The 13,786-nt window shown below is 66.2% G+C and carries 11 protein-coding genes and 1 pseudogene; 9 read left to right on the top strand and 3 right to left on the bottom strand.

Translation table 11 applies throughout. The features are described from left to right. Positions 1–195 precede the first annotated feature (195 nt). The gene (locus CW348_RS05950; RefSeq protein ID WP_011291173.1) at positions 196–906 is read left to right on the top strand and encodes a hypothetical protein; all 711 of its coding nucleotides are present in this window, start codon (positions 196–198) and stop codon (positions 904–906) included. A 336-nt stretch (positions 907–1,242) separates the two neighbouring features. Here the strand turns inward: CW348_RS05950 and CW348_RS05945 are convergent, their stop codons facing one another. Further along, on the bottom strand, positions 1,243–1,836 hold the full coding sequence (locus CW348_RS05945; RefSeq protein WP_011291174.1) for a protoglobin domain-containing protein: 594 nt from the start codon (positions 1,834–1,836) through the stop codon (positions 1,243–1,245). 1,057 nt (positions 1,837–2,893) lie between these two features. Between CW348_RS05945 and CW348_RS05940 the strand changes: the two genes are divergently transcribed. The 3 genes from CW348_RS05940 to CW348_RS05930 are packed head-to-tail and all read left to right on the top strand — an operon-like array spanning position 2,894 to position 6,950. Then, positions 2,894–3,661 carry a toll/interleukin-1 receptor domain-containing protein gene (locus CW348_RS05940; RefSeq protein ID WP_104612538.1) on the top strand — a complete coding sequence of 256 codons (768 nt, stop codon included), beginning with the start codon at positions 2,894–2,896 and terminating at the stop codon, positions 3,659–3,661. Between the two features lie 2 nt (positions 3,662–3,663). After that, positions 3,664–5,826, top strand: a complete 2,163-nt coding sequence (locus tag CW348_RS05935; RefSeq protein ID WP_156482481.1) for a hypothetical protein — start codon at positions 3,664–3,666, stop codon at positions 5,824–5,826. Further along, positions 5,823–6,950, top strand: a complete 1,128-nt coding sequence (locus tag CW348_RS05930; RefSeq protein ID WP_104612539.1) for a hypothetical protein — start codon at positions 5,823–5,825, stop codon at positions 6,948–6,950. Before CW348_RS05935 ends, CW348_RS05930 begins: the two co-directional genes overlap by 4 nt. Here the strand turns inward: CW348_RS05930 and CW348_RS05925 are convergent. Beyond that, entirely contained in the window at positions 6,907–8,163 is a 1,257-nt protein-coding gene (locus tag CW348_RS05925) for a helix-turn-helix domain-containing protein (RefSeq protein WP_104612540.1), read from the bottom strand. The genes CW348_RS05930 and CW348_RS05925 overlap by 44 nt on opposite strands. A gap of 565 nt (positions 8,164–8,728) precedes the next feature. On the opposite strand from CW348_RS05925, the gene CW348_RS05920 reads away from it, so the two are divergent. Together CW348_RS05920 and CW348_RS05915 are read left to right on the top strand one after the other, a co-directional pair. Beyond that, positions 8,729–8,884, top strand: a complete 156-nt coding sequence (locus CW348_RS05920; protein ID WP_016188313.1) for a hypothetical protein — start codon at positions 8,729–8,731, stop codon at positions 8,882–8,884. Positions 8,885–8,998: 114 nt separating this feature from the next. Beyond that, positions 8,999–9,384, top strand: a pseudogene (locus CW348_RS05915) (lytic polysaccharide monooxygenase). A 150-nt stretch (positions 9,385–9,534) separates the two neighbouring features. On the opposite strand, the gene CW348_RS05910 reads toward CW348_RS05915, so the two are convergent. Further along, the gene (locus tag CW348_RS05910; RefSeq protein ID WP_016188314.1) at positions 9,535–9,999 is read right to left on the bottom strand and encodes a MerR family transcriptional regulator; all 465 of its coding nucleotides are present in this window, start codon (positions 9,997–9,999) and stop codon (positions 9,535–9,537) included. Between the two features lie 65 nt (positions 10,000–10,064). Here CW348_RS05910 and CW348_RS05905 point away from each other — a divergent pair, with 65 nt between their 5' ends. The 3 genes from CW348_RS05905 (at position 10,065) to CW348_RS05895 (ending at position 13,782) form a co-directional block, all read left to right on the top strand. Continuing rightward, positions 10,065–10,703: a class I SAM-dependent methyltransferase gene (locus CW348_RS05905; protein ID WP_104612541.1), complete on the top strand. Its 639-nt coding sequence runs from the start codon at positions 10,065–10,067 to the stop codon at positions 10,701–10,703. 261 nt (positions 10,704–10,964) lie between these two features. Beyond that, a complete protein-coding gene (locus tag CW348_RS05900; protein ID WP_011291183.1) occupies positions 10,965–11,993 on the top strand; it encodes an STM4015 family protein in 1,029 nt (342 codons plus the stop codon). A 631-nt stretch (positions 11,994–12,624) separates the two neighbouring features. Beyond that, a complete protein-coding gene (locus CW348_RS05895; protein WP_011291184.1) occupies positions 12,625–13,782 on the top strand; it encodes an STM4014 family protein in 1,158 nt (385 codons plus the stop codon). The last annotated feature ends 4 nt before the right edge of the window (positions 13,783–13,786 follow it).

The raw sequence follows: 13,786 nt of genomic DNA, 5'->3' as shown, positions 1-13,786 counted from the left end.
CGTTGTGACCTCGGACAATGTGGGGAAGCCCGGGGAAGCGCAACGGGACAGCAAAAAGAAAAACAGTGCGCAAGTGTTTGCAAAAGGAAAACGTTCGGACAGGGGTCAAGAATTGTTGGTCCGGGCAGTGCCGAGACAGTTGCTACTGTTTCCCGTGGCTGTTTCGGAGATCAGCGGGCGCAGGGAGCGAATTCCGTGTTGCGGGACAGGGAAGCACTCGAAGAGTTCAAAGACCTGAAGAAGCGGCTGAACATCGAATTCGCCGCTCTCGACCAGCGGCTCACCGAGATCTCCCAGCAGATCAGCGAGTATTCGACGCAGATCAGCGACGACCTGGACGACTTCCACTACCCCAGACTCAAACGGTGCATCGGCGGCCTCGCCACCACCGTTCACTGCCTCGACGAAGCTCCGCTGCGGGTCTATGCGGCCCTGTCCCGGGTCGCCAAAGACGTGCTGCTCGACGACCGGGGCACCGACTTTTGGGCAATCCCCGGAAAAATCGGCTACACCCCTAGCGGAGAAATCCCGCGGTGGCAGGAAGAAGGACAAGACCCGCTCACAGCCGAAGACGACCTGGACGACCCCGCGGTCGATGAAGAGGAGGCAGAGGAAGAGCACGCGGCGGAGCTCCTCGACCAGATCTCCCGTACCGCCGACTACATCCGGGCCCTGTGCAGCAGCCTCGCGGAGATCTGGACTGCGGCCCGCTCGGCGGCAGAAATCGGCGACGACTCCGCGCTCACTTTCGAACTCGCTAAACTCCGCGCACTTCCCGCAGCACTCGATTCGGCTCTCGACGAGTGGGCGTACCAAGTCGACCTGCTCTACGAGGTCTCCCCGGAAAGCCTCGGCTACGTCAGAGCTGTGGTGCCACTCACCCCGGGACAATTGGAGCTTTTCTGAGCCTGGCGGCACCCGCCAGCTCAGCAGCAAGCCCATGAGAATCACCGAATCGCCTCGGGGCCCGCTCCGGAGTGCAGGCCCCGAGGCATGTGCCTGGAAAGAGCCGCCCACGGCAATGCGACGGCCAGCAGCACTCGCCGTCTGCTTCCTCACCGGGGCATGGCCCAGCCTTTAAGGGCATGGAGAGCACGGACTATCGGCCCGCTGCGTCTTTCCCGGCCGCCGAAGCACGGCACGCCGACAAGCCTTCCCTGCTTGTCGGGCAGCCCTCGGCTTGGGGAAGCCGATCCGGGTCTCGCGCAGACCATGACCGGTGCGCGAGACCCGGACGCAGGATCACCAGTAGCCGTCGCGCGTGTACGGCTGGGACCACAGCGCGATCTGCATGGTGACCGACTTGAACCAGGCCTGGTACATGGCTTCCACCTGGTCGGCGCTGTGCCCCTTCTTCGCGAGGAAAGGCCGCAGCGTTGCTGTCACCGGATAGATGAACGCGATGACGTAGCGCAGCGGGATGTTGTCCACCGAGTTCGCGTTGTCGGTGACGTTCTTCTTCTCCGGCGTGTGGCGCAGCGCGATCTCCTGCTGGTAGTCGAGCCACTCCTGGTTGTAGGGGCGGCGGCAGGTGTCGAGGATCCACTGGCCGAACCGTTCCCGCACCCGGTCCAGGTACTCCTGGATCGGGTGCCCGTCGGGAGTGGAGAAGTAGGCCAGCAGGTGGGGATGGTCGGCCACGAACCCGTACCACACGTCGAGCACGTCCTCGACCTGGTCTTCAAGAACGTCCCCGGCCATCCGCAGCGCTTCCTCATCGGCGCTGGTGAACATCACCGTGGTTTTGAGCTTGTTCAGGTCTTCCAGCCCGATCGGTGACTTGGCGACCTGTTCGGTGCCGTACGTGTAGCCGGGAATCAGCGTCTTCGTCGCCATTCCTACCCTCCGTGCGGTTGAGGACTGCGCGAGCTGCACCGTACGACTGCCCGAAAAAGCCGGGAGAAGACATGCGCAAGGTCATTGAAAGGTCGATTTCTCCTGGTGGGAGGGGTAAGGACGGGGCTGGGTGCGCTCGGTCCGGGAACTCGTCAGGGCACTGCCTGGCCTCGTCTGCTTCCGTTCCGGTGGTTCGTCGAACGGTTGCGCCGCGGGGAGAGATCCCGCCGGAGGCTGGGGTTGAACGGGTGCCGGGGAAGCACAGTGCCGGGTCGGGAGACCTGGTTGTGCACGCCGCTGCTGGGCTGGTAGCAGCCCACGGGGGCGTACTCCCGGAGATGAAGGGGACAGCGGGCGGCCCAGCAGGGCAGCGAAGGACAGCCCGAGAGGACCGAGGCCGTCCACTAGCGGTGGCTGCGCACCGGTTGAACCTCTGGAATAGAAGCATGCCGTGGAGCGGTCTGCGCCTGGATGCTGCCCTGGAAAGGGAGGCTCGGCACTGTCCGGCAGAAGAAGCGGGAGTAAGGACGGGACCGGTGACACCATTACTAAAAACGTAATCAGTATTCCGGTTCGAAGTGTCGTTTCCTCTTGGTGCTAACAGCAAGCGGAAGGTCGAGCGCCGCAGACAAGGAAATCTGAACACCTTGAGTTTTTATTCGCCTTTGTGGTGTGCCGTGTCAAGAGTGCAAAGAGAATCCGGAAAACGCTCCGGGTAGCGGCACGAAGCATGAGAAACGGCGATGTGTGCAGGTCGCAGGGTGGTCTGTGCTCCCTGATCCCGTCGAGAGGGGATCGTGCAACTCCCATCCACTCAGCTCGGAGTGAAAAGGGAAACCATTGTCTTCTCGCTGGGAAGAAAAGCCGGAAAAGGGGATTTTTGGGACGTTTCCTGTTGTCTGTTGGGTGAGGCAAAGGGAAACTTTCTGGTTTCCGACCCCTTTGAGAGAAGTCTTCGGAAAAATGGCTCCTGTTCCAACTGCCCCTCGCAGAGACAAAAGACCCGGACAACCCGAGGCCGGGGGGTTTGGGTGTCCGGCGCTGGGAGGAGCCCTTCATGCCACTTGTCTTCGTCAACTACCGCAACAATGACGAAGAAGCCACAGCCACCCTGCTCGACCAGCATCTCTCCAAACGGTTCGGCAGCAACGCGGTCTTCAGAGCCAGCAAGTCCATCCAGCCTGGAGACGACTACCGCGAACGCCTGCTCAACGCGGTACGGCGCAGCGAAGTGCTGCTCGCCGTCATCGGCTCCCGCTGGCTGGACGCCACAGCCGAACGAGGCGGACGCAAACTCGACGACCCGCACGACTGGGTCCGCCAAGAGATTCTCGAAGCCCTCGCCTACCAGGTGCGGGTCATCCCCGTACTGGTCGGTGACGTGCGGCCCTTGTCTCCTGCGAGCTTGCCTCAGCCGTTGGAGCCCCTCGCCCACTGCCAGTACCTGAGGTTCAGTCACCGCAACGCGGACGCGGATCTGGCACGCGTTGCTGAGGAGGTCGCCAAAGTGACGGGAAATGCGGCGCAGGCTCAATGGGATTCCCGCTCGCATGGGGATCAGGTGAACAGCACGGTCAGAGACGTGCACCAAGGCAATGTCGTCCAAGGGCGTGACCGGTTCACGCACAACTCCGGCGGGGTGGGGGACGTCGTCGGCGGTGCAGGGACGGTCATCGGTACCGCGTACGGGCCGCTGCACACCGGAAGCGGAGCCCAGTACAACGCGCCCCAGTTCCACGGGGATGCCGTGAACTACGTCGCCGGAGACAACCACGGGAGCCAGCACCAGCGCCACGGCAGCGTTCCGCGGGAGGACGACTCGTGACTGTGGAACTTCCACTGGATGGGGGGAGAAGCGGGAGGAGCGAGTGGGACGAACCGCCCGCTCCTCCCGCGGTAGACGAGCCCGACGCAGTCCTCGACGAGCCTGCTGCCACGGGGGGAGACAGTGTGGACGGGGATTCAGCGGCCCCCGTCCACACCCCTCCCGCCGCTGACACTCCCCGTGAAGAAGACCGCGACCTTCCGGACACGCCCCGCTCCCACACGGAGCTGGGAACCGTTTACGGACTCATCCACACCGGGGACGGGGACCAGCACATCTACCTGTCCAGCGCCGCGTTCACGATCGACGACCGAGGCCGGCTCCACCACCGCGTCCCCCTTCTCGTCGGTGAAGACCAGGTAGCACACCTCCGGAAATGTTTCTTCGCCCCTGACGGCTACCGGGACGCCCTGCAAATGCTCGCCGAACGGCGGACGGTGATCATCACGGGGGAAGCAGGGAGCGGACGGACGACCGCGGCGAAAATCCTGCTCGCTACAGCCGGCGGTGGTGAGATCCGGCTACGGGAGCTTCCCGAGGACGACTATGACGTGGGGGACGGGCCGACCGGCATGCTCCTCCCGGAGCGGTTGAGCCGCGGGGAACAGCTCCTGCTCGACCTGTCCGGCCCCAACCGGGAGCTGCTCGCTCCAGCCCAGGCGGTGCTGGAGGGCTACCGGAACGCGGTACGCGCACACGACTCCTACCTGGTCGTCGTCATCGACCCGGACCAGCGGATCGAGCTGCGCGACGAGTTCCGGGACCTGATCGTCCCGCTCGGCCGCCCCGATGGGGAACAGGTGCTGCGGCGCCACCTCGCAGCACAAGGCATCGCCTGGGAAGGCGAGTTCCCCGACCAGATCAAAGCCTGGATCCCCAAGGCGCGGATGGGGGAGATCGCTGAGCTGGTCCGGATCGCTGGGGAGGGACGCCGCAGCGCCCCCGAGGCAGGACCAGCGGAATGGCTCGCCCAGGCATTGGACGCCCTCACCGCGTACGGGGCCGAGGTCGAAAAACAAGTCGAGGGACTGGACAGTTGGCAGCGGGCACTGCTGTTGACGGTCGCCATGTTCGAAGGGGCCCGCTCCAATGTGGTGGCTGCGGCCGCCGGGATGCTCGCGGAGCAGGTGAAGACACCGGAGCCCGAAGAGCCGCGGCTCCAACGTCCCACGTTCACCTCCCGTCTGAAGGACATTGAGGCACGGCTGGAGCCAGACCACAGTGTCCGGTTCGGACGGGTGGGCTACGCTGCCGCGGTCCGCAACTGGTTCTGGGACAACTATCCCGAGCTGGGCAGGGACCTGTGCGTCTGGATCGACCAGTGTGTGCGGCTGCGCGGGCTGACTGGCCGCGACCGGGACCAGGCTGTTGCGCACTTCACCCGCGAGATGCTGCGGGTCGGCCGGATTGAAGAGCTGTTCGTCTACATCACCCACTGGGCTCGGGGAAGACTCGATCTTTCCGCCCAGATCGCCTATGCCCTGAGCGAAGCCCTAGCCCACGATGGCTTTTCCCGCAAGGTGCGTCGCCAGGTCCTTCTCTGGGCGCGCAACCACAATCTGTCCCCTCGCCTTGCCCGAGTGCTCGTCACCGTGTCCGCCCAGGTCATCGCGGACGCCTGGCCGGATGAGGCGATGGTCCGCCTCCACCAGTTGACCCGTCACACCGCGAGGAAGGTGCAGGAAGAGGCGACGGAGGCGCTGCTTGCGCTGGTGGAGCAGCCGCAGTTGTGCCTCAGGCTGATGCTGCGGATCGCCGACGCGCTGAGCCAGCGGTACAGGGCCACCGATGTGGAGCTGTTGGAGCGGCTCGCCGCCACGGAACCCGGAGCGTCCCTTGTCGACGATCCGCAGGTGCGTCCCGTCCTAGTGCAGGCGTTGGCCACGGTTTGTGCGCAGGAGACCGTGCTCGTCCAGTACGCCTACCGTTGGGCGCTCGCCACGGGGGCGGCGTCATCCTTGGTGGATCTCCTTGTCGAGGCAGCGGAACGCGCCGGGCAGGGGGTGGTGCTCTACGCGGCGGCGCTGCGGTGGGCCATGGGCACGCAGCACGGCGGTTCCGCGGAGAGAGCGCGGCGGGTGCGCGCTGCCAGGTTGGTCACCCGACGGATCGATGAACTCCACGAAGCGTGGCGGCAGCGGCCGGGGCAGGAGGAAGAGGCGTGAAATTCTTCGAGGAGAAGAAAAAGGCCAAGGCCATCCTTGGCGCGGTTGGGGTGGGAACGTTCCTCTGGGTGCTGATTCTCTACCCCGGCCTGTGGTGGGTCCTCGTGCTGCTGGTAGGCGCAGCGCTGGGCCTGGGGTTTTTCCTGGGTGAGGGGTTCCTCCGCCGTGGACTCGCTGAAATCCCGCAGCCCAGCGTCCCAGAGCCCCCTGTCGCGCTGATCCAGAGCGCTGAAGTGGTAGGGGTGGAACTGCCCAGCGCGGAAGAAGGGTATTTGTTCCGTTTCTCCGCGAACGTGCGCTACCAGGGCACGCCGACCGGGCAGCACGGGAACCCCGCCCAGGTGGCGGCGCTCGCGCTCCTGGAACGTGCTCGGGAGCTCACTAGGGACTACCGTCCGGAAGAGCACACGATCGCCCAATACCGGCTCGCTGCTGTCCTCGGGGAACCCGTGGTTGACGCCGCCACAGGGTTGACCGTGTGGGCGAACAACGTCGTCTTGACACTGGTGGAAGAGGACATTCAGCGGCTGCAGCGGCTCTCCTCGTTCCGCAAGGACTTGCGGATATGGGAGCGGGAGCAGGAGGTGGAGCAGGTCCGGCGGGATGCTCTCGGGACGACGCTCTCCTCCCCCGCACAGGCCTTGCTGTGGTGGCTGGCCCGGGACAGCAAGGCACGTCCTCGACCAGAGGAACTGCGGGAGGCCGCCCGGCTGGTGGAGGCTTTCAGCCGCATGTCGGAGACGATCTCCGGACGTGAAGAGGCAGCGTTCTCCCCGTGGTGGATCGGCTCGGACTGGCAGGACCGTGCGGACCGGCCGGATGCGGTCACCGGATCGATCTCCTACCAGCAGGCGTGCGCGCTCGTCGACAGCCTGCCGGAAGGACGCCACGTGTTCGCGGACCGGCTCGCGAACCTGCTCGAATGGCAGGGGCACGAAGACACCGCGCGGTATTTGCGGGAGCGCTACCTTCTTCCGGAACAGGACTGGGACGAGCCGGTTGCCGAGAAAAGGGACGGCTCGGACCCCCAGGAAACGGTGAGCATGTCCGAGCCGTCTCGGCTCAACGGCGCCTCACCGTTCACACCGGGGCCCGACGCAGCGCCAGGACCAGCCGGGGGTTGAGGTTCCGGACTGCCGGGTCGTTGTGCCAGCGGGAGAGGGTGCGCGCGAGTTGGCGGACGTCGTGGGCGACGGTCGCGGAGTCCACGGCGGCGAACTTCTCCAACAGGCCGTGTGCGAGGGTGCAGGCGCGTTCCAGGTTGCCTGCGGCGGCGTGCGCGAGCGCACGCCGCATCCCGAACCGGACCCGGGCGCGCACCGCGGTGTGGGGGATCGCGGAAAGCTCCCGGTCAAGGATCTCGGCCGCCTTAGCAGGGCGGCCGAGATCGTACATGCACCATCCCGTGACGACAGCGAGCCGGTTCGGCACTGTCGAACTCCCCAGAAGGGGACGGTCTGACGGTTCCGCGGTCTCGTGCGCTGCTTCCTTCTCGGCCCGGTCCAGGGCACGGCGGCATTGGTCGTAGTCGCCGGTCAGGGCGTGTCCTTGGGCTTCGCGTTCGCTTGCCATAGCGCGGAGCCGGGGCGAGGGAGCGATCGCGTACGCCTGCTGGGCCAAGGCGACGGTGTGCAGGCCGTCGTGGGCGTACATGGCTACACAGGCCCGGCGGATCAGAGCCTGGGCCCGCATTTCCTGGTCCCCGGCCTGGGCAGCAAGGTCCACGGCGTGTTTGGTCCACCACAGGGCGCCGTGGCTGTTGCCTGCTTCTTGGGCAAGCCAGCCGCCGTATTCGGCGAACCGGGAAGCGAGGAGGAGCGCGGGAACCGCTAGTTTCGGTTTGGCGCCACGGGCCAGCCGGGTGAGTGCGTGGGCTTGCGCGGCCACGGTCGGCAGGACCAGGGTGGGGCCGGTGCGCTGGCCGAGGACCCGAGCCTGGTCGAACATCGAGCGGAACGCGGTGAGCACGTCCGCGGACCCCAGGAAAGCGGGCGGTTCTTTACCGGAAGGCCCTAAACCGAGCAGTGCCCCCGCTCCGAGGGCGAACGCGTGGGGCGGCGACAGGGGAGGGCCTGCGGCGGGCAGCGGCGGCCCCGAGGCACCGGATCGGGTGGTGGGCCGACGTCCGCGGACCAGCGCAGCAAGGCGGCCTTCGGCGCCGAGCGCGGTGTCGCAGGCACGGGCTAGGTCAGCGGAGGGGGATTTGCGGCCCGTCTCCACTTTGGACAGGTGGCTTTTGCTGTAGTGCACTGCTTCCGCGAGGTCCGCGAGGCTCCATCCGGCTTCCGTGCGCAGCCGGCGGAGTTCAGCCCCGAACGAAACGTTCTCCTCGCCCATTCCACTCCTTTTCTGTCAGGAGAACAGCGTTTTTCGGCGCGTCCGAAACAGGGAGTATTGCGTGGGAAATGGAAAGAATGCCCCCTAGTGCGTGAGAAGGGAAAGGGTGCGGGACGCTGCGCCTTCCGTGCCGGACACGGCGGATTCGGTGATCTGGTGAGAAGCCCGGCGCGGTCAGACATCGAGCACTGACCATAATTAATGGTTCGAAAAAACGCCATGGAACGGCTGTTGTCTCCTCGTGGCCTCTTGGGACTGACGTGGGTGAAAGGCTGGGGGAGGACTGTCGAGGAAAAATTTTCCCGACAGGGGAGTCCGTCCGGAGAGAACCGCAACACCCAGGAAAACACGTTTTCCCGGAGGACGGAACACTACGGGCCTAGGAAACGAGAACTCTGAAGAATCCCGTCCTGAACTGGGCGGATTTCGAGGAAACGGCGCGTTGGACCGAGAGAAGTGTGCGGAAAAGGGATTTCCGTACCGTTATGTATTGATTGCTCAGAGTTTTCGGGCCTGCCATCCGACCGGGAGCACACCACCGAAACCCCACTTCGGAGGAGGTCCCGTGCGTTCCGCAGCACGTCGCCGTCTCGGGCAGTGCGCGCTCGTCGTAGCCGCAACAGCCGCACCGCTGCTCTCCACCCTCACGGTCGGCACCGCGTCCGCCCACGGCCCCACCATCAACCCGCTCTCCCGCCCCTACAGCTGCTGGGAACAGTGAAGACCCCGTGTGCTGGCAAGCATGGCAAGCCGACACCACCGCCAGGGGAACTGGAACGGGTGATACCGGGGAGCACCTCGCAGACAACCACCAGGCGGCAATCCCGACAGGCAACTGTGCAGCGCGGGCCGCACCGGAAACAGCCGCTACGCCGCCATGGACGTCCCCGGTGAAGGGCACGCCACCGAAGTCAACCACCACTCCACCGTCCACGACCGAGCCCACCACGGAGCCGACGACATCCGCATCGACGCCACCACACAGGACTACAACCCGGTCACCGACCCGCTCCGGTCCGACCTGGAACTCGTCGCCGACACCGGAGTCCTCACCGCCGGTGAAGACCGACCCGACAACCAGTACCCCCTCAACGGAGTGTCCATCGACATCGACGTGCACGCCCCGGACGCCCGGGACGCCACATCGTCTCCATGAACTGGAAGGCCAGCCACGACGACCGGACGTTCTACGCCTGCAGCGACGTGGTCTTCCCCGGCTGATCCAGCAGACCCCGCGCGGTTCCGTTCGGATCCCATCCCCATGGCGAATGGGACCGCGCGGCCTCCCACTCCACAACCATGGCGTCCCGAGCCACGACCATGCTGACAGCCCACGCGGCCGTCAGCGGCTAGCCCTTTGCAAGGCTGCACCTACGGTTCCTGCCTGGCCAGACAGGAAGACCCGCTGCGCTGCGCTGGATCCGGCACCGCCAACGATTCCGCCACCAGCTCGTCGAGAAGCGCGTGCAGATCAGGGCAGGTGAGGAAGTCGTCAGCAGTGCACTTCAACGTGTGCTCCACCAAGGCCCGAGCCCGCTGCAACTGGGCGATCTTGGCGTCAAGCGCAGCCAAATGGTCGGTCAACAGTGCGCGCCGCGTCTCCCCGTCCGGCGCGACGAGCAAATCCCGCATCTGTTCCAAGCTGAACCCGGCGTCCTTGCCGCGCAAGATCAACGCGACCAGCCCTACATGCTCGGCGGTGTAGCGGCGGCGCCCGTTGACTCGGCGCGCGGGGCGCAGCAGCCCTATCGACTCCCAGTGGCGCAGCACGTGCGGGGCAAGCCCGAACCGAGCGGCGAGCTCCCCGATAGACAATTCCACGGAGCTTGACTTCATGTTGACATTAACTTTCACACTGGGGGCAGAGGTCAACTACGGGTCTACCAACCGCAGGGCGAACAATGAACACACAGATCAGCAAGGAACGCCAAGATCGCGCCGTCGCCCACACCCGACAGATCTGGGACCGCAGGGCCCCCAGATACGACGACGGGGCGTGGCTGGAACGGAAGATCCTCAAAGACACCCGGCAGCGGCTGTGCGCTCAAGCATCCGGCCGGGTCCTCGACGTGGCCGTAGGAACCGGCCGCAACCTTGCCCACTATTCCGCCGACGTGACCGAGGTGGTCGGCATCGACCTGAGCCCCGGCATGCTGAGCCAAGCCCGCACCGCAGCCAGCCGGGCCAGCTTCCCCGTCGAACTGCACGAAGGGGACGCCCGCCACCTGCCGTTCTCCGAGGCCGACTTCGACACGGTCGTGTGCTTCCTCGCCTTGTGCGAAATCCCCGGGCAGGCCGCCGCACTCAACGAAATGCGCCGCGTCCTCCGCACCGGCGGCCGACTGCTCCTCCTCGACCACGTCGAATACACGCGCGCACCGATGCGCTGGATCGAACCGCTGCGAGCCCGACGGCGCGGCACCGCACCCCGCCGCCGCCCCGTAGACGTCGCCCGGGACCAAGGATTCGTGATCGACCAGCACCACTCGCTCGCCTGGGGATTCTTCGACGGGGTCGTCGCCCACCGGCCGCACTCTTGACCCACAGTCCCCTCTTCCCCCGCACAGCAGCCCAGAAGAAGGAGACGTCGTACGAAGCCCTTCGGTGCTCCTGCGATACCGCGCACTGCCCGAGCCTTTCACCCCGCACATTACGCCGCAGCCGAAACCGCACCACGCGCGCCCCGCACAGCCATGCACGCAGACAACTGCCGTGTTCGTGGGCGTGGCATCCCGCTATTCGTCGGTGTTCGCTGCTTCACTAAGGGCGGCCCTGGCCTGGTATCGACAGGAATACGATCTATGAGCTTCTACGAACACCTCACCGACTTTGCTGGGCTGCCCGTCGTGGAGTTCCTCTCTCCCGCGATCGAACAGCAGAAGCTCCTCGACGCCCAATGGCGCGCCCGCCGTGCCGAGCAGCCGGTCCCCGACCGCTGGGAGCCGGGGGACATCTACGCGGAGGCGCTCGCCCAGCCGGGCACCGCGGCGTGGCGGCTCCGCGTCGTCGCGGACTCAGACGAGACTTTCGAAGACCACTTCACCCGGTTTATTTCCAGCGTGGACACCACACAGGTCACCGCGCTGATCATCGGCTGCTGGGGTGAAAGCTACGAAATCGCGGGGGACATGCCCCGCGACCTGCTCACCGCCCACGCCGACCGGTTTCCCGCACTGCGCTCCCTGTTTTTCGGCGAATTCATCGTGGAGGAAGCGGAAATCTCCTGGATTGAGCAGACTGACCTGGCGCCGCTGCTCGCCGCCTTCCCCGGTATGGAGGAGCTCGTGGTGCGCGGCGGGAACGGCCTGAGGTTGTCCGCCACCCAACACCGGTCGCTGCGCAAACTCACCGCGCAGACGGGGGGACTGCCGCGGCAGGCCACCGCCGGGATTCTGGCTTCCGAGCTTCCCGCGCTGGAACACCTGGAACTGTGGTTCGGGGTGGAAGGCTACGGCGGCACCACCACCCTGGACGACCTGACCCCGCTGCTCGCTGGGGAACTGTTCCCCTCTTTGCGTTCCCTGGGATTGCGGAACTCAGAGTGGGGCGACGACTTGGTGCGTGCTCTCGCTGAGGCGCCCGTCCTGGAACGGGTGCGTGTCCTCAACCTGTCGGATCATGTGCTGACCGACGCGGGCGGCGAGGTGCTCGCCACCGCCCCCACGTTCCGGACTTTGGAGCGGCTGGTGATCCGCCACCACTTCCTCACCGAGGGGATGCAGGAGCGGGTGCGTGCAGCCCTGGCCGGGGTGGACCTCGAGCTGAGCGACGCCCGCAAACCCGAGGTGTACCAGGGGAAGACCTACTACTACCCGTCTGTCACCGAGTAGCCGTAACAGCAGAGACAGGCTCCCGGCCCCGGGCAGCTCACCTCCCCGGGGCCGCTATCGAAGATTCCTTGGGCGCTGATGCAGGGGGTCGTCCCCGCATGCGCGGGGAGTACGCAGCCTGTCTGTGACCCGAGGGACCACCCAGAGGACCATCCCCGCATGCGCGGGGAGCACCCCCCGGAACGGCACGCACTGGCAGTGAAAATGGGACCATCCCCGCATACGCGGGGAGCACACTAAACGACCTGCGAGTTTACCAGCGGGTGGCGCTGATTTCATTCACTTCCCAAAAGCGGAAAAGGACTCGTGGGTGGGTCTGGTCCTCGTGTGGGCACTATCGGTGGCTGCCACGCTCTGCGTGGAGCGGATAGGGCAATGCCTCTGACCGGGGTATAGCGCATCCAGCTCTGCTGGGCCATTCTCTTCACCCGTGGTGAGCGCGACCGTTGATGCGACAGCGCTGTTGTGCTCGAGCGGGGAAGGGGAGTTTGCGACCTCTTCGTCTCATGCACAGCAAACTGCAAGGCTTCCCGTGGCCGCATGCCGCGGAGCTGTCTTGACGCGAGGTCGACCACTGTGCCGCCGAACCCGAGGCTGCATCGCGGTCACTGCCCGCTTGTAAGGTCGCCGAGTGGACGTCTCTCCTCTTGCTGTCGTCGCTGTCCCCGGCAGTCGCAGGCTGCACCTGTTCACCCAGGCGGCCCGCGCCGCCGGGCTTCCCGACCCGGTTGTCCTGCCCTGGGCGGAATTAGCTGCCGGGCGGGTGCGGGTGCCGCCCGGGGCCCTGGTCCGGGTTGACTCCCCCGGGGAAGACGCTGAGACAGCACGGCTGCTCCGCGGACTCAGCCGTGCTCCGGACCTCCACCGTGTGGAAGGCAGCGCGGCCTTCCACACGGGTTTGTGTTCTGCGCTAGAGCGGCTCGCCGCGGCTGTGGGCGCTGCTCCCGGGGCCCGGCTGCTCCAAGACCCCGCTGATCTTGTCGTCATGTGCGACAAACGGCGCTGCCATGCCCGCTTGAGTGCCGCCGGAGTCCCGGTTCCGCCTGCCTTGGACCGTCGAGTCACCAGTTACGCGGACCTGCGCGCGCAGCTAGCGGAGCGCGGCTGGGCTCGGGTGTTCGTCAAACCCGTGCACGGCTCCTCCGCGTCCGGGGTGGTGGCGTTGACCGTGCACCGCGACCGGGTCCACGCGGTCACCTCCGCTGATCTGGTGCACGCCAGCACCGGGGTCGCGCTCTACAACAGTCTGCGTATCCGCACCTACACCGATGAGGCCGAAGTGGCGGCCCTCATCGACACGCTGTGCGCTGACGGGGTGCACGTGGAACGCTGGCTGCCGAAAGCGGGACTCCACGGTCGCACTATCGACCTGCGGGTGCTGGTCGTGGCGGGCCGCGCCACCCACGTGGTGGTGCGCTCATCGACCTCGCCCATGACCAACCTGCATTTGGGGAACGCGCGCGGGGACCTGGCCGCGTTGCGCGCCCGGATGGGGGAAGCCGCCTGGCACACCGCGATGCAGACCGCGGAGGCCGCTGCCGCGTGTTTTCCCCGCACGCTGCACGCCGGTGTCGACCTGCTGCTGGCACCCGGCTGGCACCGCAGCGTCGTGTGCGAGGTCAACGCGTTCGGGGACCTCCTCCCCGGGGTCCTGCATGAAGGGCGCGACACCTACGCCGAACAGTTGCACGCTGTGCGCACCGGACGGTTCACCCCGCTGCCGCCCCGGACAGTGCGGGAGCAGTCCAGTGGAAGCGCGGGAAAGGAAACGGTGGTGGCCGCGGACTGAGCCG

Source organism: Thermobifida sp., from assembly GCF_017577275.1.
GTDB lineage: Bacteria > Actinomycetota > Actinomycetes > Streptosporangiales > Streptosporangiaceae > Thermobifida > Thermobifida fusca.
The sequence above is the reverse complement of the archived record's forward strand: the minus strand, read 5'-3'. Positions and strand labels throughout refer to the sequence as shown.